Genomic DNA, 19,999 nt, shown 5'->3' on the forward strand with positions numbered 1-19,999 from the left:
CGTCGTTATCACCGTGCCCGGGGAGAATGCTCGAATGCCGGAACATTACACAGATATGAACAAAGAGTGGCCGGCTATAACAGCTATATTCCTTGATTGTGAAGATATAACTACGTCATCTGCAGCAACCAAGACTGGTCATAGATACTAAAGATTATCTGCAGGATTCGAACACAGAGCCCACTTCAAAAAGTGAGACTATCATGAGACCGAACCAATTGAATCGAAGGAAACTCAAGTACCTAATTCGAGCGATATTTGCTACGCTCATTCTTGTCTCTGGAGCGACCGTTGTACAAGGATACATTACGTACTCAAGCGAAAGCGAAGAGCTTGATTCGAAGCAGAGTCGTACGCAACTACAGCGTGGGTCACACCTGACTGTCGTCACGACGAGCGAACGCAGAACGGATGGGGAGCGAGATAACGCACTCATCGCCTACACAAAAACTGGCGATGTTGCATACTACAACGACAGCCATCGTGTGTACAACGACGTCGACCCTGTCGAAGGAACTCACTCGACAGTGCTGTATGTTGCTTCGAACCGTCTCGAACGAAACGAGTGCAGTGCGACGACCGCCTGTTGGCAGAATATCGTTGAAGAAGTGAATTTAACCACCGGAGAGACAACACGGCACTACACCTTCATCACCGCGCTAGGGCGGGGCCAGTGGCACGATGTGGACCGCGTTGGTAATTCTCGCTTCCTCATTGCAGATATTGCGCTTGACCGGGCGTTCGTGGTAAATACGACAAGTGGGATTACTGAGTGGGAGTGGCACGCCCAAAATGAGTTTCCACTGTCGGGAGGGGGGCTGTTCCCAGGTGATTGGACACACGTGAACGACGTCGAACGCCTTAAAGACGGCCGCGTGATGGTGAGCCTTCGGAACCAAGACCAGGTCGTCTTCATCCACCCACAACACGGCTTGCAAGAGAACTGGACACTAGGGTCGGAGGATGATTACGACATACTGTACGAACAACACAACCCCGACTACATTCCTGCTGCGCGGGGAGGACCAGCAGTTTTGGTTGCCGACTCAGAGAACAATAGAGTGGTGGAGTACTGCCGGACAAACTCCGGAACGTGGAAACAATCGTGGAGTTGGGAAGACGAACATCTCATGTGGCCACGAGATGTTGATCGACTTCCAAACGGACACACACTCATCACCGACTCAAACGGTGGCCGCATCGTCGAAGTCAACAAAAGTGGTGAGATTGTCTGGCAGGTTAAACTCAAGGGGGCCTACGACGCAGAACGACTTGGAACGGGGGACGAAAGTACGGGTGGTCACAGTGTACAAGCTTCACTACCAGCTGATAGCACAGATGGCAAGTCGGAAGCAACGATTTCCCAAACCCCTTCCTCGAGTGTGACTGGCAAGGGGTTGGTGTGGTTCCGAAAGCTACTACCCCGCATGCTCATCAATCCGCTCTTGTACGTGCTACCTTCATGGGTCGGATTCGTCGAATTCACTGCATTGCTCCTAGGGGGACTTACAGGAATCAGCTGGGCAACCGCTGAGCTGTGGTGGTCTCCCTGGTCAGTTCGATTTAAGGTCACGCATCGGAGGAAGACATGACGTGTCAGTGACCCACGACTGACGTCGTGGGCTTGCGTGTGGGCGGGCCACCCCACAGAGGCAACTTAATTGTCGGTGTTCCTCGGCCTCAACTCACGGAGTCAGTCGCGGAGTAGGTGGGTATGGCTTCCTGGAAGTCTTTCGCTCAAACTAACGTACTTGCTCTGGAGTTCACACATCGATAATGGTGGGACGGTTTCCACTGCAACCTGCGAACTGCCTTGGGGTCAAGCCCCGAGGCACTCGCCTTCTTTCTCTGTCGACTCATCCACGCTCTTCGAGTCCTCATTCATCCCTCTCCAAATGTCTGCAACGAGATATCCTTATAGTCCGCTAAATACTGGGTGATATCTGCTTCACGCCACCCAAGCGGTGAGAGGACGCTTTCTGCGGCACGAATCAACTGCTTTCGATAAAACTCGATGTCGTACTCCTCAACCCCTTCTGTGGCGAGCGCAACACGGTCCGCTGTCTGCTTGCTATCATCGACGACGACATAGTCAACGTTCTGTCCCGGATTCCGACACAGCCCACGAGTCTCTGCGCGTTCCAACGCAGCGACGTTCCGCGTGGTCCGTGTATACTCATCGAGTGGTTTCGAGACACGATTTGTGATGACTAACTCCGATACGTCGAGAGTGCCAGCCTGCAACCGCTGGAGCCACCGCTTCAGTTGCTCACACACAGCCTTTACATCACGGTGTTCGTCGAGAGCCTCGATCATATCCTTCTGCGCAGTCGCGATGAACTGGGGGGTACTGCGCTGGCGACATTCGATGCCGCGATACTTGTAGTCGTCCTCGGCAGCGACTTTGCCGAAGTATTTGGTGAGGGCGCCAGCCTCGGAATTCCGCAGTGGGACGAACGCAATCCAGTCGTAGTGCGCCTCGTATTCCAATCGAATGCCAACGTCGGCGGTGACTATCTCGGTGATTTCAGCCAGTGGTGTCTGCTCTTCACCCTCAACAGCCGTCACCCACACCGAATCGACGATACCATGGACGACGCGCCAGCCGTTCGCTTCGAGTGTCTCCTTCGTATCTAGCAAGATTTCGCGAGCGAACGCGTTGATTGCCTCGTGGCACTCGATCCGACCGAATTTTGCGTTCGAGAAGCCTTGATACCCGAAACACGAGACGAGGATCCACTTGATGGCGCTTGACCGGCCTTCTAATTCGACGATTCGTTCGGCGTCGTCAGTCTCCCGTAACTCGGTCTTCATCGTCTCACGGTCAGTGATGAGCGGTTCGAGCACGTCGGGGAGATATCCGCGTTCGTCACAGATACAGTATCCAAGGCCGGGAACATCCTCCCGACCAGCATGGCACTCACACCGAATTTTTTCAGGACTCACGTTCCGGCTCACGATGATGTTGGGGTACAACGACGAGAAATCTAACTCGTGGACGTCCTCGTGTAGGCCGACATCGGGTGCGAACGTAAATCCGCCTCTGTCTGCTTCGTGGAGTTGCCGCATCGTCTTGAGCTGTTCGTGGCGCCACGAGTGCCACGGGACGAGCACGTTGCGACGCCGAGCCTCACGAATCTGCATCGCCGTGAGGATGGTCCCAATCGAGGCCCACGCCAGTTCCTGCAATGGCTTCCCGGACCGCTCGACGAGATCGATACAACCATCGAGATTCGACTGTGACCAAAAGAACGTGTTCGAACGATCGACAATGGCCCGTCCCGGTACGTTGAAGCGAGCGGGCGAGTGGCCGACCCGCCCATAACTCGCGTAAGTTGACTCGCCAGCAAGTTGTTGCCACTCTGGGAGACGCCCTAACTGGAACTCGTCGAAATCGCAACTCTCGGCCGCTTGGTACAGTGCGGGCACCACCTCACTGGTGTTTAGCATCAGCACGTCAGGGTCAGTGTCTGTCACTCGCTGGGACAGCTTCGCGAGAACCGCTTCGGGGTCGCCTGACAGTCGTTCCTCATCAACCAGTAGCTTTGTGAGACAATCTGCTGCGAGGACCGACTCGTCAACGGCAAGTTCCATGACCGACAACTCTCGTTCAGGGATGGGCGATAGGTCTCGCTCCAGACAGTACCGGAACTCTCTGGAGAAGTCGACGTTGTAGAGGCGATAGTCGCCGGGCTTTGCCCATCCCGAGATCTCGTGTGCGAGCGTCGTCACGGCGTCGAGGCTGGTCACGTCGACGCGGAGGACGGACTCTGAGTCGTAGCGGAACCCGATACGTTTCTCAACAGTTCTCGCGTGGACGACGTCGGGATGGTCCCGGAGGGTCCCATAGAGGTCGACGAGATCAGCGCGCCCGTGGACAGACACATAGAGCGTCGGCGTGTAGGAACTGTTACGGACGTACTCGGCCCCATCGTCGGTGAGCGTCCACTCAAGGACGTCGCCATCGCGGTAGTCGATTTTGAACGGCATGACTGGTTAGCGGAGCGTCAACGAGACGGCGAGTTCCTCGACCGTCGACTCCAAATCGTCGATTCGTTTCTCCTGTTCGAGTACGACTGAGACCAGAATCCGTACCTCGACCGACTGGTGATTCAGATAGCCTGCGGCATCGGCGTGTGCGCGGGCGTGTTCGAACAAGCGGTCAAAGTGATCTTGGTCGTGTCGACGGAGTGCACGGCGATAGGGGTGCCACCGCTCTTCGGTGGCCCGCAAGAGGTCTCGATAGGTTGAGTTAGTGCGACCCAACGGTCGACACCTCCGGTTTCGTCGCTGCTGCAATGGCCGGATGACGGGTCTCAAGAACGCGCTGCCAGAACGCAATCGTCGTCTGGACGAGCCCATCACCAATGGGATAGACCAGTGACTCGAATTCGTCGCCGACGAATCGGGGGCCGAACTTCGTCAGTTCACACGCAACGACGGCATCGACCTTGGCGCGGAGCGGCGCTGTGAGTACGTCCGTCCGGCACTGGGTCACCAAGATAGGGATTTCGTAGTCGGCTGCGAGGGTTCCAATCAACCTGGCTCCCGCCTCAAGCATCCGTTTGCGCTCGCCGCGTCTGAGGTCATCCGTGCGATAGAACGCATCGAACGATGGGAGGACGACAAGCGAAGTCTGTTCGTCTACTGTCTCAGTGAGGTCACGAAGCAGACTCTGATGTTGCCACGGCGTGAACGCCCGTGCGATGTGGACTCGGTCGAGCGTCCGCATACTCGGGGCGACCTGTGCGAGCGTCTGGGTCGTGCCGTGGCCCTTTGCATCGACCCAGACTGCCGGGCCATTCTCCAGAAGGATGTGATCGAGCACGAGCGATTGCAAGGCGCCTGTTGCACGCTGGTCTGCTTCGAGGAGCGTGACGCCAGCGTCGAGCGTCGGCAACTCGGGACTGTTGGATGGTCGGTGGGACATCACACCTGTACCTTTCAGCAGGTGGATACATAGGCAAGACAGGGTTGGTTCCGATAGTTCCGATAGCCGAATTCAGCGGACTCGGTACGTCCGAGCACGCTTCTCGCCATCGGCGATGACGAGCTTGTAATGAACCATTTTCGAGAGGTAGTTTCGCATGGTACGCTTCGTCTTTGGATCGTCGACTTCGTCGGTGTATCGCTCGTAGAGTTCACCCGGATTCAGTTGGCCTTCAGTCTGTAAAATCTCGTAGAGGGCGCGTTGATGCTGGTTGAGTTTACTGACTGTTTGCTCCCGGACTTCGTCTTTCCCGCCGGGGATTGCCTCGTCGAGGATTTCGGTTGTTATTGTCTCTGTTCCCCGTTGGGTGGCCCGTCGAGCAGCGTTACGGAGGATGCCGATCGCGACCCGTGCGTCTCCCGCTGCAGCATCGGCGATTAAGGCCAGTTCTTGCTTTCCGATAGCGTTTTCCGATAATCCCCACCGTGCTCGGGCTTCGAGGATCGAGACGAGTTCGTCGAGATGGTATTTCTCGAATGGGATCCGAGTGCACGTCTGCAGCCGACTGGTGAGCCGGCCGTCCAACTGTGAGAAGAGGTCCTTCTCACGGTTTGCGAGGAGCACCATCGAGACGTTGTGTGTCTGGTAGAGGTCGTACAGAACGCTTTTGTCTTCGAGTTGGTCGACTTCGTCGAGAATGACGACATATTGTGGGCCGTCATACTGATGAAGCCGTTCGAGGAGTTCGTCTTTCGGTGTCGATCGACGGTGGATATCGATCGTATTGTCGATGCCTTCGAGAACGCGATAGAGGACGCGAAAGCGGGTGTAGTCCTGCCAACAGTTGACGTATTGGGAGTTGATATCGAGGACGTTCTCGCGGAGTCGTTCGACTGTATACTGGGCGATACAGGTCTTCCCCGCACCAGAGGGACCGGTCAAGAGGGTGGTTTCGGCACTGTGACCGTCCATGATTGGGCGGAGGGCATTTGAGAGGTGGTTCACCTCTTGGTTCCGATGCTCGACCTCTCTGGGAGTGAACTCGGACTGGAGTACGCGAGCATCGGTTATCATACGAGACGTGTTTGAGATGCAGGACGATAAACGGAAGCGGGTCGTTTCCGATAGTTCCGATACAGTCTCTCGAATCGTCGTCGCCGAGAGGGAACTCGTTGTGACGACAGATCGGCCAGAGCATTGGAAGTGGTGGTGTGTTTTGGGTGAGTGACCCACATCGTTATCGGGTGATCTCTCCAAAGCGACCCCTACTTCGATGGTCAAGGTTCCTGACTCATTGCGGTGTCTGTTTTCGGCGTCTGTGACCGAACACGAGGGGTCGTACAGGATCGAAGTTCCACGCGGGGAGATTGAAGAGAGTAAGTTCGATGTCGGTGAAGACTATGGTGTTGGCGTGCTCACGCACACTGCCGCGTCGTCGCCGAGTGACTCCCCCGACGCCGCCCCGAATACATCGCCAGATGCTCAGCAGGGTCCACCCGTTGAGGAGGGAGACGTCCGTGAGGTCATGATTGAGACGCTCGGTGAGCAGGGAGACGGCATCGCGAAGGTTGAACGCGGATACGTTGTAATCGTTGACGGCGGACAGCCTGGTGAAACTATAGAAATCGAGGTGCATACAGTTCGAGAGACCGTCACCTTCGCTGAGATTGTTGGGTCTGAACCGTAGTGTCTGGTTGCAGGGTTCAGATTGACCGGTCTCAATGTACGAGTCCTCGTAAGCGCTTTTCAGCAGTAGTTGGCCGATTTACATCACACTCTATTGGATGAGCATCGTCTTTCCTGAACCGCTGATTAGCGTTGCTGTAGCGGCACTCGCGTCTTCTGTTCGATTTCAATACGGACTCGATAAGTGAACATCTCCCAGTCATTATCTGTCTGGAATTGTGACGCTCGTCCATCGAATCTCTCGGCGACGTAGTACGTGCCCGCACGTGAGAGGTCATCACCCCGAAGCTCGTAGCGTCTGCTAACAGTCTCCCCAACTCCGAGCGGTTTTGTTATCGGCGTTCCGTCCATCGACATCGACGCCCCGCCACGGCTGGCTTCGACACGGTCAGTAGCCTCGTAAGATTGCGAGAATAAGGTCGTCTTCCACGTTTCGTCGTCGGGCGTCGGCGACGACGCAACTGCGAGCACGCCAAACGGCCAGACGCCGTAGCTGCGGACTCGAACCGGTTCATCGCCGGTATTCTCCAGCGTGAGTACGAGTTCAGCAGGATGTTCGATAGTCGAATCAGTGACCGCGAGACGCCCCGACACCGAAAGAGGCCCTGCTGAGTCATCTGCAACGATTTCTGTGAGACGATACTCAGTATCGCCGAGACAGCCGGAGAGACCAACCACTGAGAGGGTTCCGGCCGCTACGAAGTCTCGACGCTTCATCGTTTATCGCCACCCTCATCTACGCGAGCGTCAGTGAGCTCCACGAATATGTCTTCCATTGTCGCGTCGGCGACCACTTCAGCTCCGTCCCGAAGTTCTCGAAGGGTTCCTTCAGCGACTAACCGTCCATTGTGGAGAATGCCAATTCGGTCACAGACGAGTTCAACCTGCCCGAGGACGTGACTCGAAAAGAAAATCGCCGCTCCACGCTCAGCTTCCTCGGCGACGATTTCACGGACGAGCCGGACACCATGTGGGTCAAGGCCGCTGAATGGTTCGTCCAAAATAAGCAACTCCGGCTCACCAACGAGTGCCATCGCAAGTGCCAAGCGCTGTTCCATTCCGGCAGAAAAGGTTCCAGCATTTTGGTCTACAGCGTCACCGAGTCCGACACGTTCGAGCAGGGCTTTCGGGTCGTCTGAGCCACCCTTTGTCTCGACGACGAGAGCAACGTGCTGGCGTGCAGACCGATCTGTATAGAGCCCATATCGGTCGGGGAGAATGCCGACTCGCTCGTGAACCTCGACCACCTCGGTTCGTGGGTCACGCCCAAGGACACGCATCGTCCCCGACGTCGGTCGCAGATAATCGAGTAACAGTCCGATCGTCGTTGATTTTCCGGCCCCATTTGGGCCGAGAAAGCCATAGGTCTCCCCTTGTTTAACCGTCAGATTGAGACTCTCGACGACACGAACGTCGCCGTATTGTTTGGTCAGCCCGTCAACGTTGATCGCTGTGTCTACGTCAGTCATATGGCATCACCACGTGTGAAGACTCGACGAGCGAGTCCCAACGGCACTGCCAGCCAGACAAGCAGTACGAGTATACTTCCTACAGGGTGGAGATACCACGGTCCAGGTCCACCGAACGCGGCTTCGACAACGAAGGCGTTCACCGACACACCGGGTGCAAGCTTCGTGTAGACGATGTGGAACAGCTCCGTCGAGTTACCGACACCGAGAAACCAGTTCGTTAGGACATTGTAGGCACCGTCAGGTGTCAATCGAAGCGCGAGAAAGAGCGGCCCACTCGCCGGAGCATCGTATGGGTCGACCGGGACACCAGTGACAGCGGTGTAGATCGTCGTAACGATTTGACTCCAGAACAGCGTCACGAGTACGTACCCGAATATGGTTGTCGCAGCAGTCACCGTCCGGTGGGTGACCGTCGAGATACAGATGCCAATGGCGACCAACACGCTGACGAAAACCAGCGTCGCGAGGAGTGTGCCAACGAAAGGAAGCATATCGAACATCCCATGATTGAGCAGACCGATGACGGCCAAGACGAACGTTGCAACGACGATTGCTGCGCCGATGCCGAGAGTCCGACCTGTTACTTTCGCCCAGAGAACCTGGGTTCGCGTCAGCGGTAACCCGAGGAGGAACTTGAGACTGCCCGTCGTTCGCTCACCGATGAGCGATTGATACGAGAGAAGCAACGCTCCAACCGGAAGGAACAAACTGACTCCAATCTGTACATATCCGACTGTGAGGTTGCGCCCAACCGCGTCCCATCCGGCATATGTGGGGCGAAAACCCCACAGCACGATGAACACGGTGAGTATCCACGTTCCTTTGGAGGTGACGACTTTTCGACATTCACTGCGTGCAAGCGGGGACCACCGCATATTGTGCTGGTAACGGAGCCAGCAGAAAAGTACTTTCATCATTGCTGACCAATTGAATGTTCAACAAACTTGGCGAGTGTCGCAACCATCGGCTTCGTCGAGTGCAAGATATGCGCTTTCTGTTCAGCACAGTCACAGGAACCTCACCGAACGCTGTCAGGGGTGGCGTGCTGAACTCAGAGGCTGAATGCAGCACCGGGCTCCTGTTTGGTTTAGTTTTGGTGGGTGGGAAGTTCAACCCAATATTAGAAACAAAAGTAAGCACAGTACGAGAAAGCTCAAAAGAGTCACTCCGATCTTGAATAACACTGATTTGAGGAGTGACGTGCCTGACTCTGTTGCACCTTCACTCGTATCAACCTCTCTACCTGCGCTATATCCTAATGCCGCGAGGTTCGAACTCTCAGAATCCGCAGCGTCTACCTCCTCCTTGGTTTTGTACTCTCCTGCCCCCCACACATCGGATCCACTATCTATGTCCATCTCTTCTAAATTCCTTCTGTGCAAATAAAAACCACTAGGAGTCGATAAAAGCACCATCGAAGCTCACCGATTCGACTCTTCCTCAGTAACGAGGTTGATCTGACCGACTTGCGCGCTCTATTCAGCACGACCACAGATATCTTCCCAGTCACTGTCAGAAGTCACGAGTTTTTGTTAGAAAATCCCGCGCTTTATTTCTCCCTGTGCAAGGGTGTCTCTGATTATTTCCGAGAGATATTCTTTCTTCCAAGAAATGCGACTGCACAAATCAGTTCGAGTCACCTCCTCGCGCTTTCTTTGAGTTAGTTCGACACCCACTTGGTCTGCTAGCGAAACCGGTGGCTGAATAAGAAAATCGAACTCAAATTCAGATTGCCATCCGAGATGATTCTCAGTATTCTCGTAGATCTTGAACGCGGCATCATAGTGCTCAATTGCGCCTGATTCGCCGGAGTATATTACTACGTCACCAAGAATTTCATCACACAATCCCTGATGAGCGGGATACCATAGGTTTGAGTGTGGAATCTCGAATTGTTGAAACTCCTTCACGATACTTTGTACTTGTTCGCGAAGGAAGGGAACCCGTTTGCTCTCTACCAAGCGGTAGCAAAGGATTGCGGCTAGCGAGTAGTCCGCGAACAGTCCGAAGTTTTGAGGAGACGTATAAATTGAGCCGGTTTCGCTATCGAGATCATAGACTCTCATTAGCCAACCGTGTGCTGCAGCATTGAATCCAGCTGCTGCTCCTTCGTATCTGCCCTCGTCAAGGAGGTCATTTGCTCTCTCAATATATCTTCTGGGATCCATGAGTTATCTGAGTAGGAGGGAGGGGGAGGTTTTGTCAGTCGGCAGCCTGTATGCTTTGGTTCTCATTCTACCTATGTACTCTGTCACACTTCCTATAGGCTTTCCTCAGAGATGAGTTAGGACACTTACTCGTGTTTCCCTCCGTGTTTGACCAGCAACAATGCTGTACTTCCTACATTATCCGAGATGGGGCATTGAGTTGTCATTACTCTCATTGCCGAACCGCCTGAGAGATACGCGCGCTCTATTCAGCACGATCGTAGAAACCTCACCGAACGCTGTCAGAAGTGGCGTGCAACACTCAGAGGGTGCATACAGCACGATGGATCAGCTTGCTTCTGAGTGAAAGATTAGTCTGAAGTAATTTGGTCCTCGCGCAATGAGAATTACGAGAACCGGTGTTACTATCAGAATTGGTGTAACTAGTGGAAAGACGTCTCGAAGGACGCCGATTACAATCAGGAGTAGAAACGCCCCTAGAGTATCCAGCGAGGACCCCGGACTCGGCTGTCTTCCGTCAAGTAGAATATATCCGATTCCGACGGCGGCTCCTATACCCAGACCATACAACAACGGCTGGAAGGAGTCAAGTGATAAGAGCTGCCCATAGGGATAGATTGCTACGAAATACACAACGACAGACACTTGCGCCACCACTTCCAGCACGATGGATTGTCGTTCACTGAGTAGACTCATTCGATGGAACAATCAAATTTCTATTGGGAATTTTAAGTTTCTTATGGGTGTTGTTCCTTTGATACATAACGCCAGAATCGCAGTATAATTGCTGGATGTGGACCGTCAACCGACAATGGATCTCCGCTTTGTTCCATCTATAAATAGCATAATTTAGCTTATGAAATCTCACTCAGAGCCAGCAGGTCCAATCTACCGCTGAATAATAGAATTACTTGACCGACTAGCGCACTGTATTCAGCACGCCCACAGAGACCCCACCGAACGCTGTCAGGAGCGCCGTGACACACCGTGTAGAACACGTCGCGGCCGTTACTTCGTAATTCGGAGGCCGGTGTCGGTCTCGTAGAGATACCCCTTCAACAGCAGCTTCTCGAGGAGCGCTTCAGCCTCGGCGTGCTCGACGTCGCCAGCACTGATCCAGTCGATTGCTGTCTCGGGTGTGAATAGCTCGTCTGTCGCAACTGCCTGTTCGATCTGCTCGAAGGCTGTTTGTTGTGTTGGGGTCAACCGGTTTGCGGAATGCCGCATTAAGAGTACAGTGCGTCGCTGTGAAGGTGATTGTTGGGGTTGAGTGTCGGCCATCCGAACCGCTGAGTCCCATGTTCTACCCGACTCGTGGCGGCCGTCTCATCACACCCGTTGTGATAGGCTCCGACCGAGCGAACCACTCGAATCTGTTTTATACACTCCTACTACTCCTACAACGACTGAGACTTTCCCGAGTCCTGCTGCTAGTACGACCGTGCGTCCCCGCGGTTTGTGTTCGCTGCCTATCGTGTGTCTAGTGTGATTCGGCGGCTATCACACCCTTACTGTCGCCACCACATCACAACGTCTGTGATACTGCGCGACTCCTTCGTCGTCGACTCGAGGTCCGCGACCGCTTGTTCTGTGAAGACGACGCGTTTGGTGCCGCGGCGTTTCACGATCTTCGTCTCGTCTTTGCCGAAGCGGTTGAGGAACGCCATCACTCGCGAGACGGTCTCCGTGTGGGGGCTCTCGCCATCCCTCGAGCGCAGGACGGTACTGATGGTACTCGAATCGATTGTGTAGCCCGCTGGGACTTTCTTTGCGTAGTCGCTGATGCCCTTCGCAATGTAGCGAGCGCGCTGTTCGTTGGACGTGAGTTTCTGGACGGCGTCTTTCGAGAAGGCGACGACCTGCTGGAGTGGGGAGAGTGATGAAACGTCGTCGGTCGTGGCGACGTCGTCCGTAGTTAGTTCGTGGAACTGCTGTTGGAGGCGCTTGCGGTGGTCTCTCGCTGATTCGGTCGTGGTTTCGAGTTTGCGCACGCGGGCTTTGTACTCCGCGAGGTCGGCGTGCTGGGACTCGATCGTCTCGGTTTGGTTCTCTACTGTGTCTTTGAGGTCGGTGTTTTCGGCTTCGAGGGTGTCGACGCGATCTGTGAGTTCGTGGTTTTGGGTTTCGAGCTCGTCGACGCGGGCTTCGAGCTGTTCGTTCTTCGTTTCGAGGGCGTCGATTCGGGACGTGAGCGTCTCGAGTTCGTCGGCGAGAGCCGGACTCGTGGTTGCGCTCATTTGTGGCCCTCCGTAGCGACGGGCGATTGTGCGACGAGACCTTTTTGGGTGGGTGGCGTGTTCGAAGACATGCGGTTTAGTGTCCAACGACCGCACCGGATCCGTGCTCTAACACGGGTCCTTTCTAAGAGGCCCAAAATGATCCAGTGAGTCGTTACGCTGCACCACTCACCCCAGCTACTTTATTCTGATTACTATTTGGCCAACAATGTTGTTCGTATAGTGTTTGTTGTGTTATACATCGGTTCGGTTAACACTACCGTGCAAAGTGCTTCTGTATGCGCAAACGGGGGGAATGGATGAAGCCAACTGATGACCAAATTCTCGAGATACTGGGTAATTCTGGTCTTGTGCTATCACCCAGTATAATTGCGTTCAACGCTGGCTTCACTCGGAACCATGTGAATAATCGACTCTCTGAGTTTACTGAAAAAGGTCTTGTGAGGCGGGTCGAACGAGGCAAGTACGAAATCACTGACGATGGACTCGGCTATCTCTCTGGAGACGTCGACGCGTCTGAGTTGTAACTACGAGAACTCTCTTTTGCTCACTCGTCGCGTGGATCACTCACGAACTCGAAGAGCCGCGTAGATTCGTGGATGAGTTTCACATGACCACGAGCTTCGAGCACTTCGAGACGATTGTACACGCTGTTGCGTGAGTACCCTGTTTCATCGACGAGATAGCCTTTCGTTGCGATACCCCACGGCCCATCCGATTCTCGACCGCGTTTGAGCACGTCAAGAATAGCTTCGTCAGTTCCGGTGAGATTAGGAGTGCTCATAGCTGCTCTTTGCTCTGACTATGCTATAAAACATGGCTTACTAAATGTGCAGAATAACTGTGCTGAATGCACATCATTAAGTAGATGCAGACCATAGCTATCACTGAGAAGTCCTGGTTTCGCCGTCCGCAGAAAGGCCACGTGCTAGAACACGTGACCGGGTGCTTCTCAAGGGAAGTCAAGAAGCAATGTCAACTACGCACACCGCGCCACAAGAGCGTACCGCATCGCTAGCCAGCCATCTCACCGACGCCCTCGCCCGCTCGTTCACCCTCGGCGTCGACGCCACGGGGTCAACGCATCACTACTACCGCCCCGCCGACGCCGTCGTCGTCTTCGACGGGCGCGAGTTCGACCACTACCAACCACTCAACGGCCGCCCGCTCGCAGAGTGGCAGGCGTTCGTCGCCGAAGACCGTGGGTGGCACTCAACCGGTCAGCTTGCGCAGTTTGGCCTGCAGGCCGATTTAGAGCGCAAGGAGGCCCACGCGTGAGCGCACGCGAAGAGTTACAGATGCATCTCTCACAGGCGCTGTCGCGGACTGACGACGCGGAGGTGCAAGCGTATCTGCACGCGGCGTTAGAGTCTGCCGAGGCGTTGCCGCCGACGCCGCTCGTCGAGTGTCCCGTGTGTGGCAAAGTGGGACTGCCAGAGCGGATTGAGATGCACGACTGTTAGAGGTACATCTATTCTATGCTCTATTTTTCTCTACGTATTGGATAGAGAAACTAAACTTGTGCCTGCAATCCCATTGATGGTCCTAGCAAGTACAAGTCTCTGAGTCGGGGTGAACCGGGGCCATGGCAGTCGAGACAGCGGTGATCATTCCGCCGTCACCTCCGATGCGTCGGCCTCAATACCTTTCACTTGGAGATTGGAGTTCAGTCCGTATCGTACTTGTTCTCGTACATCCGGATAATGTACGTGAGATATGCAGATATCTGATGGAGAAGGAGAGTGGAATACTCTCTCCCAATCTCTTGATGGCGGTTCTTGCGGTGGGCACCCGATTTTTGGAATGCTTTCTCCATCGATGAGATGAGATCGTTTAGCTCTGCGTACATGATGTTGTTAGGTTCGAAGAGTCCATTGTCACGCATTGAATTCAGGTATTTCTGAAGATTCATCTCTCGATTATCCTCCCAACCTTCTAAATCGACAACGATTGTCCGAGCTAGTTCCTCAATGCTGTTGTAGAGCTTCTCTGGTATTTGATACGTATACTGGCGGTCTTTGTAGAGCTCGAATGCCGACTCGTAAGGAGAGACTACAGACTTCCAACGTTGGTCTTCGGTAATTCTCGAAAACTCTTTGTCTGACTCCTCAAGTAGTTCTGAACCAATCGGGCGAAAGTTGAAGCCCTGATTGTCATTGGTCAACTTCCAAAGCACACCTTCTGTTTCCAGAGCGGTGTTGATTCGCTTAACGAGCTGAGGAACACGTTTCTCGCGACTACGCAGAACACCGTGTGAAACTATTTGGTCCCATTTATGCTCCCGCGAGTGCCTTACGAAAGTGATGAGGTGCTCTAGGTAGGCAAGAACCGTGATGGTATCCGCGTTTTCAACAATCTCTCGGTGTGATTTGATTTCGTTCACCTCTTTCGACGGGATTGACTGATCCGCCGGGAATGTCTTGTGTGCCTCTGGTGTCTCGATAACCAGATGAGGTTCTAACGCTGAGTAGCCTGTGTTTTCATACGTTCTTGAAATTGCTCTGCCAATGAGAGTAGGAGGGATAGCACTCCCGCTGAGTGGATTTGAAATGAACACATTCAGAGGGTCTAGAGTCTGTTGGCAGACACGTTCACGAGCAGTAGCCGTGAGCTCTGAGTGGACACGGGCTTGGGTGACTTTCTGACGGTCTGCAACTGAATCGAACTCATCATCCATTCCTTGGTATCAACAATTCGTCTTTTCATATTAAATATAGATGGTGCGATGCTCGGTTTTGAGGTTGTTCGCCGTTCAGAGCCTCCTTCTCCTCCGACCAAAGTAGATAATCGACAAACGGAAGCTTGTTGACAGCCTCCACGAGTAAATCCAGACCGGAGACGACGTCGACGACGCGAACAGCGACGCCCTGCTCGTGCTCGCCGCCGAGATCTTCTCCTGAAGACTGAGTATGGTAACCACCACCAAGAAAATTTTCACTGTGTGTGTGCTCACAGATTCTGTGACGACAGCGATCTGCAGCAGGCTCTATGATGCAATTCTTGCTCGCCAAACCTCAGCTAGGGTGACGCCGACGATACCGCCAAGTGTCGCACTCAGAATAGTGCCTTCAGGTGGCGCTACCCACAGAACACCCACGATAATGACGACTATGAGGAGACCAAAAACAGCGACTCGCCCCAAAGCGCCGTATCTATTGACCACAACCTCGATTCTCGACCCCAACTGCGTTTGAGCAAACGGACCAAACACGAGTCCCAAGATGACACCCCCGGACAGGGCGGCTATCGGTGAAAACGAGTCCGTTGTGTACACACTGTAAGCTGGCGAGAGCGAAACAAGAACTGCAATCGCCAGTTGCCACTTCAACTCAAGACGTCTCCGATGCGACGGCGATTCGGACGACTGATTGGAGGGCATCGCTCCAAGATTTGAACGCAAGTGACAGAAACGTTTCGTCGAGTGGTCTCGTTCTCCGTCGATGGTGGATTTCTACTATCGGACCGAAACAGTGGCCGGATTAGTCACTGGTGTCGGCGGACTCCTCAACCGGCATCCGCCGTTCAAGAAAGTCGGCGACGAGTTCGAACGAGCGGATTTTGTTGTCAATGTCGGTCGAGCCGTGACCCTCCTCACCGAGCTCATTGTACTCGAAGTCGCCGCCATCTCCTTCCTCGTACCCAGCGTCCAACAGCGCGTCGCGGAACAAACGCGCCTGTGAGATGGGACAGCGCGGGTCGTTGACGCCGTGGATGATACACAACGTGGCGGCAAGCTTGTCGACGTGGGTGACTGCCGAGCGCTCCTCGTAGAGGGCTGCGTTCGCTTCCGGGTCGCCGAGATACCGCTCTAGGGCAGTTTTGAAGTGAGGCATGGACTCCTCGTACAACGCTTTGAGGTCCGTGATGCCAACCTGACTAATCCCTGCCGCGTAGAGTTCGGGGTACGTCACCAGCTGCATGTTCGTCGAATAGCCACCGTAGGAGCCACCCATCACAGCGATTCGATCCGCATCAACCCATTCCTTCTCGGCGAGCCAGCGGGTTCCCGCAGCAATGTCGCCCTGTTCGGCGCCGCCCCAGTCCCCGTTTATCATGTTCTTGAACTTCCGCCCGCGACCGGACGAACCGCGGTAGTTCACTTGGAGGACGCTGTAGCCACGGGTGGCGAGGAGTTGCGTGTAGAGATCGAACTGCTTGAGGTCTTGCCCGGCTGGGCCACCGTGGACCTTGACGACGACAGGCGAGGGCCGACGTCCGGAGTCATACACTAGCGCCTCGATTTCCAGCCCGTCGTGTGACTCGAAGGTCTCGTACGAACAGTCGACAAAGCCGTCGGGGTCGAGGCTTCCGTACTCCGGTTCGAGCACCGTGTGGCTGGCACCGCTTTCGAGATCCACTCGGAGCAATGTCGAGCGGTCAGTCGGGGTTTGCTGGGTGACCAGCACCTCGGTGTCCGAAAGCAGTGCGGCATCGCCGTACCCGGGGAACGAAGCGACGCCTTCGGGGAGGTCCAGTTCATAGCTCTTACCAGTAAGCTCGTGGACGACCGGCACTACCGCACACTTCCGCGTACGAGTCGCGAGAACGCCCTCACCACTGGGCAGGAACGTCGTCGGCGACTCCACATGGTCGGGATTGGTGAGCCACGTAACGGCGTCGGTAGTGAGATCATAGACCCCGACGCGGGGTTTGTCTGAAGAATTATCGGAGACCAGCAGCCGGTCACCCTCTGGTCCGACGTCACTCACTCCGGCTTCGGCACCCGCTTCGCCGATTTCCAAGTTACGCACGTCAGTGAGTTCGACGTGTTCCTCCCCGTCATCGTGACGCGAAATTTCGGCGACGTAGACGTCTTGATTGTCCAAGTCCTCGGATTCGTTCGTGGTGTAGGCCACTTGGTCCGCTTCGGGCCCGTAGACGCCGCCGCGGACGGGCTGGCGATACTCAGTGAGCCGTGTCGTAGTGTCTAGCTCACGGTCGTGCTCATAGAGGTTCATCTGCTGGCCGACGTCGCTAACGAGCAGTACGTACCGGCCGTCTTCGGAGACGTCCGAGAGAATCGTCTGGCCTTCGTTTTCGACAACCGCCTCAACCGCGCCATCGCGGCCGATGGCCATGATGTCGTTTTGCTCGTTGCCATCCCGGTCTTGGTGGAAGTAGAGTTCGTCGCCCGAGGGCGCCCACCGGAACGGATACCGGGCGTCTCGGGGGACGTTTCCTTCGCTGAGTTGAGTCTTTGCACCCGTCTCGGGGTCGATGAGATACAACTCGTTACGACCGCTGCCATCGTAGTACACCGCGATTTCGTCGCCACTGGGTGACGCCGCCGGGTGGTAGAAACTGGGGAGGCTCGCCAGTTCTGCAAGTGGGTAGTCCTCTGTCATTGTCATTCGTTCCGCGCACCGTCAGTTTAGCCTTCGGGGGCGTCTCGTCTTGCCAGGTCCGTTTGTGTGCTCTTCGATGAATTATTCGAGGAACATTCAGACGTCGATGGTCTTATTTGAGATTGCGGGACATTCTCGATAAAATGGAGATGGGGAATCTCAAGCACCTTCGAGAACACGGGCCGGTGCCGACCAGTGACCTCCCACATGAGATACGGGCACCGCAACGCGCCGAAGGGCTTGCCGTGTTTAAACTCAAATCTGGCGACGGCCGAACCCAGTCGTTCGGCGGCCCATTCCGAATCGCCTATCTCTTTGACGACCACGAACCAGTCGAGGTCGTCCGAGTACTGTTCGAGACGGAGTCGCACCTGTTCGGCCTTGATCGACGTGGGTTAGTGAAACTGTTTCGAGGACACGGTCGACAGTGGAGTGCCGCTGCATCGACAGTCCTCAGCGAGGAGTCACCACCGAACCCCGACCGAAACCCCGGTGGCTGGGAGGCAGGCGAAACACAGGACTGTCCATTCTGTGGTGGCGACGTACTGAAAGGCGCGTTGCCCTCTCATCTGCGGACATGTCCCGAGACGTAGTGGCCAAATAGCCCTCAACGCCCATGCATTTTCAGTACCAAAATCAACATTTATCACGCGATTCAGCAACACCGATAACTAGCTCGTGAGAACTCTCAACGAATGACGTCGTCGCTCACCACTCGTCTCGAAGCCCTCCACGAGCGCTCACCGCAACACTACAGCACCCTCAAACGCCACTTTCCACTCCTCCAGACAGCCCTTGACGACGCGACTCGTCCCTATCCAACGGGCCGCCAACGGTACGCTCACTTCGACGAGCCACCGCTTCCAGCTCGGACCTTCGGCCGCTTGCTGGCCTTGCTGGTCGAGCTTGAAATCATCGACATCTACGCCGAGCGCTCCAGCGCCAATCGCTACGATATTTGCGGGTACGATACGGCTGATCTTGAGGAGCTTGAGGCGTTGCTCGTATGAGCCACCGACGAGACCGACGACGTTCATTTGGGTGTCCATCATCGTCAACGAGTGGGGTGTTATTTCATACAAACCCAGGTTGGGGGGGAACACCCATAGCAGTGGGTTGTGACGGTGTCATTCATGATTGATGAGACAGTACAGCAAATTCAGGACGAACAGATACAGAGTGCTTCTATCGTCGCTGTGAAAGCTGCCGAAGCACTCAATGTATTGTCCAATCGGGAGTATCACACCGTCGAGGATTTCATGCGCTCGCTGGTTCGTAACAGTCGAACACTCAGGCAAGCGAATCTTTCTCATGCGATGTTGTACACGACCCAGCAACGAATCATTGCCAAGGTCAACGAATCCGACCCAGAAACTGTGGCTGCGGCCCAAGAGCGACTTCAGACTGTCACTCAAGACGTTGCCACAGAGATTGAATCGAGTCGGGAACAAGCAGCCGAGAAGGCAGCAACACTCATCGACGATGGCGACGTACTTCTTACTCACGAATGCTCATCGACAGTGATCGCGACACTCAACAATGCGCTTGAGTCGGGAAAGCAATTCGAGTTGTACGTCACCGAATCACGACCACAGTATCTCGGCCGAAAGATGATCCGTCAGTTTGCGAATCGAGTGGGTGTCGACGCGACACTCATCGTTGACGGTGCCACAGGTTACTATCTGTCTGAGGTCGACCGCGTGTTCATCGGTATGAACTGTCTCATTGACGAGGTTGTCTACAACCACATTGGAACCTATCCACTCGTTGCTACGGCTGCCTCTGAAGAAGTACCAGTAACCGTCGTCGGGTCAGCATCCAAGTTCATCGGGAGTGGATTCCAGTTTACGAATGAGTTCGGCCTCAACTCCGAAGTGCTACGTGAACCAGCTGAAGGGTTCAATGTTGGGAACCCAACATATGACGCAACCCCGACGCGGCTGCTCGAGACGGTCGTCACAGACGACGGAATGATGCGGTTCTAGCTATTCCGTAGTGAACTGCCTCGGGGCTTGACCCCGAGGCATTCGCCTTGTTTCCTCTGTAGACACACCCTCCGAACGCATGAAGTAATCTATCTGAGACCGATGCTTCGAGTGAACCACAATACCCCCATCGCAGTCGAGAGTTACGTATCCTCTGTCACTACACAATTTTAAAG

At 54.8% G+C, this 19,999-nt stretch carries 20 protein-coding genes; 6 read left to right on the plus strand and 14 right to left on the minus strand.

The features are described from left to right. The first annotated feature begins 203 nt into the window (after positions 1 to 203). Positions 204 to 1,592, plus strand: coding sequence for an arylsulfotransferase family protein (locus BM083_RS18590; protein WP_089871502.1), 1,389 nt, complete (start codon positions 204 to 206; stop codon positions 1,590 to 1,592). 289 nt (positions 1,593 to 1,881) lie between these two features. On the opposite strand, the gene BM083_RS18595 is transcribed toward BM083_RS18590, so the two are convergent. From BM083_RS18595 to BM083_RS18610, 4 genes are all read right to left on the minus strand, one after another. Continuing rightward, positions 1,882 to 3,990 (minus strand): type B DNA-directed DNA polymerase, encoded by a 2,109-nt coding sequence (locus BM083_RS18595; RefSeq protein WP_089871504.1) that lies wholly within the window; start codon positions 3,988 to 3,990, stop codon positions 1,882 to 1,884. A gap of 6 nt (positions 3,991 to 3,996) precedes the next feature. After that, positions 3,997 to 4,266 (minus strand): DUF8156 family protein, encoded by a 270-nt coding sequence (locus BM083_RS18600; RefSeq protein WP_089871507.1) that lies wholly within the window; start codon positions 4,264 to 4,266, stop codon positions 3,997 to 3,999. Next, entirely contained in the window at positions 4,253 to 4,930 is a 678-nt protein-coding gene (locus BM083_RS18605; protein WP_089871510.1) for a hypothetical protein, read from the minus strand. Before BM083_RS18605 ends, BM083_RS18600 begins: the two co-directional genes overlap by 14 nt. Before the next feature lie 72 nt (positions 4,931 to 5,002). Further along, positions 5,003 to 6,004 (minus strand): Cdc6/Cdc18 family protein, encoded by a 1,002-nt coding sequence (locus BM083_RS18610; protein ID WP_089871512.1) that lies wholly within the window; start codon positions 6,002 to 6,004, stop codon positions 5,003 to 5,005. Between the two features lie 199 nt (positions 6,005 to 6,203). Here BM083_RS18610 and BM083_RS18615 point away from each other — a divergent pair, with 199 nt between their 5' ends. Next, positions 6,204 to 6,617 (plus strand): TRAM domain-containing protein, encoded by a 414-nt coding sequence (locus tag BM083_RS18615; RefSeq protein ID WP_089871514.1) that lies wholly within the window; start codon positions 6,204 to 6,206, stop codon positions 6,615 to 6,617. Between the two features lie 125 nt (positions 6,618 to 6,742). Here the strand turns inward: BM083_RS18615 and BM083_RS18620 are convergent, their stop codons facing one another. The 7 genes from BM083_RS18620 to BM083_RS18660 form a co-directional block, all read right to left on the minus strand. Next, positions 6,743 to 7,333, minus strand: coding sequence for a DUF8130 domain-containing protein (locus BM083_RS18620; RefSeq protein ID WP_089871516.1), 591 nt, complete (start codon positions 7,331 to 7,333; stop codon positions 6,743 to 6,745). Next, positions 7,330 to 8,085, minus strand: a complete 756-nt coding sequence (locus tag BM083_RS18625; protein ID WP_089871518.1) for an ABC transporter ATP-binding protein — start codon at positions 8,083 to 8,085, stop codon at positions 7,330 to 7,332. The genes BM083_RS18620 and BM083_RS18625 overlap by 4 nt, the downstream gene beginning before the upstream one ends. After that, entirely contained in the window at positions 8,082 to 9,005 is a 924-nt protein-coding gene (locus BM083_RS18630; RefSeq protein ID WP_342707954.1) for an ABC transporter permease, read from the minus strand. The genes BM083_RS18625 and BM083_RS18630 overlap by 4 nt, the downstream gene beginning before the upstream one ends. 615 nt (positions 9,006 to 9,620) lie before the next feature. Continuing rightward, entirely contained in the window at positions 9,621 to 10,256 is a 636-nt protein-coding gene (locus tag BM083_RS18640; protein WP_143085767.1) for a hypothetical protein, read from the minus strand. A 1,008-nt stretch (positions 10,257 to 11,264) separates the two neighbouring features. Next, positions 11,265 to 11,483 (minus strand): hypothetical protein, encoded by a 219-nt coding sequence (locus BM083_RS18645; protein WP_089871524.1) that lies wholly within the window; start codon positions 11,481 to 11,483, stop codon positions 11,265 to 11,267. A gap of 281 nt (positions 11,484 to 11,764) precedes the next feature. Then, entirely contained in the window at positions 11,765 to 12,493 is a 729-nt protein-coding gene (locus BM083_RS18650; protein ID WP_089871526.1) for a hypothetical protein, read from the minus strand. 547 nt (positions 12,494 to 13,040) lie between these two features. Then, on the minus strand, positions 13,041 to 13,277 hold the full coding sequence (locus BM083_RS18660) for a hypothetical protein (protein WP_089871528.1): 237 nt from the start codon (positions 13,275 to 13,277) through the stop codon (positions 13,041 to 13,043). Positions 13,278 to 13,465: 188 nt separating this feature from the next. Between BM083_RS18660 and BM083_RS18665 the strand changes: the two genes are divergently transcribed. Continuing rightward, on the plus strand, positions 13,466 to 13,771 hold the full coding sequence (locus BM083_RS18665; protein ID WP_089871530.1) for a hypothetical protein: 306 nt from the start codon (positions 13,466 to 13,468) through the stop codon (positions 13,769 to 13,771). Next, on the plus strand, positions 13,768 to 13,956 hold the full coding sequence (locus BM083_RS18670; protein ID WP_089871532.1) for a hypothetical protein: 189 nt from the start codon (positions 13,768 to 13,770) through the stop codon (positions 13,954 to 13,956). Before BM083_RS18665 ends, BM083_RS18670 begins: the two co-directional genes overlap by 4 nt. A gap of 203 nt (positions 13,957 to 14,159) precedes the next feature. On the opposite strand, the gene BM083_RS18675 is transcribed toward BM083_RS18670, so the two are convergent. Together BM083_RS18675 and BM083_RS18685 are read right to left on the minus strand one after the other, a co-directional pair. Beyond that, entirely contained in the window at positions 14,160 to 15,170 is a 1,011-nt protein-coding gene (locus tag BM083_RS18675; RefSeq protein ID WP_089871533.1) for a hypothetical protein, read from the minus strand. Positions 15,171 to 15,972: 802 nt separating this feature from the next. Continuing rightward, positions 15,973 to 17,838, minus strand: coding sequence for a S9 family peptidase (locus tag BM083_RS18685; RefSeq protein WP_089871537.1), 1,866 nt, complete (start codon positions 17,836 to 17,838; stop codon positions 15,973 to 15,975). 143 nt (positions 17,839 to 17,981) lie between these two features. Here BM083_RS18685 and BM083_RS18690 point away from each other — a divergent pair, with 143 nt between their 5' ends. Beyond that, positions 17,982 to 18,431, plus strand: a complete 450-nt coding sequence (locus BM083_RS18690) for a hypothetical protein (protein ID WP_089871539.1) — start codon at positions 17,982 to 17,984, stop codon at positions 18,429 to 18,431. 147 nt (positions 18,432 to 18,578) lie between these two features. Here the strand turns inward: BM083_RS18690 and BM083_RS23505 are convergent, their stop codons facing one another. Further along, the gene (locus BM083_RS23505) at positions 18,579 to 18,890 is read right to left on the minus strand and encodes a hypothetical protein (protein WP_177197702.1); all 312 of its coding nucleotides are present in this window, start codon (positions 18,888 to 18,890) and stop codon (positions 18,579 to 18,581) included. Between the two features lie 81 nt (positions 18,891 to 18,971). Here BM083_RS23505 and BM083_RS18700 point away from each other — a divergent pair, with 81 nt between their 5' ends. Then, a complete protein-coding gene (locus BM083_RS18700; protein WP_089871543.1) occupies positions 18,972 to 19,823 on the plus strand; it encodes an eIF2B alpha/beta/delta subunit family protein in 852 nt (283 codons plus the stop codon). The last annotated feature ends 176 nt before the right edge of the window (positions 19,824 to 19,999 follow it).

The organism is Halogranum rubrum, assembly GCF_900114455.1.
Lineage (GTDB): Archaea > Halobacteriota > Halobacteria > Halobacteriales > Haloferacaceae > Halogranum > Halogranum rubrum.

Excerpts from the sequence above, each read along its gene's own strand:
- BM083_RS18660 (WP_089871528.1), bottom strand. The coding sequence starts at position 13,277 with ATGAGCACTCCTAATCTCACCGGAACTGACGAAGCTATTCTTGACGTG.
- BM083_RS18615 (WP_089871514.1), top strand. The coding sequence starts at position 6,204 with ATGGTCAAGGTTCCTGACTCATTGCGGTGTCTGTTTTCGGCGTCTGTG.
- BM083_RS18610 (WP_089871512.1), bottom strand. The coding sequence starts at position 6,004 with ATGATAACCGATGCTCGCGTACTCCAGTCCGAGTTCACTCCCAGAGAG.
- BM083_RS18650 (WP_089871526.1), bottom strand. The coding sequence starts at position 12,493 with ATGAGCGCAACCACGAGTCCGGCTCTCGCCGACGAACTCGAGACGCTC.
- BM083_RS18690 (WP_089871539.1), top strand. The coding sequence starts at position 17,982 with ATGGAGATGGGGAATCTCAAGCACCTTCGAGAACACGGGCCGGTGCCG.
- BM083_RS18630 (WP_342707954.1), bottom strand. The coding sequence starts at position 9,005 with ATGATGAAAGTACTTTTCTGCTGGCTCCGTTACCAGCACAATATGCGG.
- BM083_RS18595 (WP_089871504.1), bottom strand. The coding sequence starts at position 3,990 with ATGCCGTTCAAAATCGACTACCGCGATGGCGACGTCCTTGAGTGGACG.
- BM083_RS18685 (WP_089871537.1), bottom strand. The coding sequence starts at position 17,838 with ATGACAGAGGACTACCCACTTGCAGAACTGGCGAGCCTCCCCAGTTTC.
- BM083_RS18625 (WP_089871518.1), bottom strand. The coding sequence starts at position 8,085 with ATGACTGACGTAGACACAGCGATCAACGTTGACGGGCTGACCAAACAA.
- BM083_RS18590 (WP_089871502.1), top strand. The coding sequence starts at position 204 with ATGAGACCGAACCAATTGAATCGAAGGAAACTCAAGTACCTAATTCGA.
- BM083_RS18620 (WP_089871516.1), bottom strand. The coding sequence starts at position 7,333 with ATGAAGCGTCGAGACTTCGTAGCGGCCGGAACCCTCTCAGTGGTTGGT.
- BM083_RS18675 (WP_089871533.1), bottom strand. The coding sequence starts at position 15,170 with ATGGATGATGAGTTCGATTCAGTTGCAGACCGTCAGAAAGTCACCCAA.
- BM083_RS23505 (WP_177197702.1), bottom strand. The coding sequence starts at position 18,890 with ATGATGGACACCCAAATGAACGTCGTCGGTCTCGTCGGTGGCTCATAC.
- BM083_RS18640 (WP_143085767.1), bottom strand. The coding sequence starts at position 10,256 with ATGGATCCCAGAAGATATATTGAGAGAGCAAATGACCTCCTTGACGAG.
- BM083_RS18605 (WP_089871510.1), bottom strand. The coding sequence starts at position 4,930 with ATGTCCCACCGACCATCCAACAGTCCCGAGTTGCCGACGCTCGACGCT.
- BM083_RS18645 (WP_089871524.1), bottom strand. The coding sequence starts at position 11,483 with ATGCGGCATTCCGCAAACCGGTTGACCCCAACACAACAAACAGCCTTC.
- BM083_RS18665 (WP_089871530.1), top strand. The coding sequence starts at position 13,466 with ATGTCAACTACGCACACCGCGCCACAAGAGCGTACCGCATCGCTAGCC.
- BM083_RS18700 (WP_089871543.1), top strand. The coding sequence starts at position 18,972 with ATGATTGATGAGACAGTACAGCAAATTCAGGACGAACAGATACAGAGT.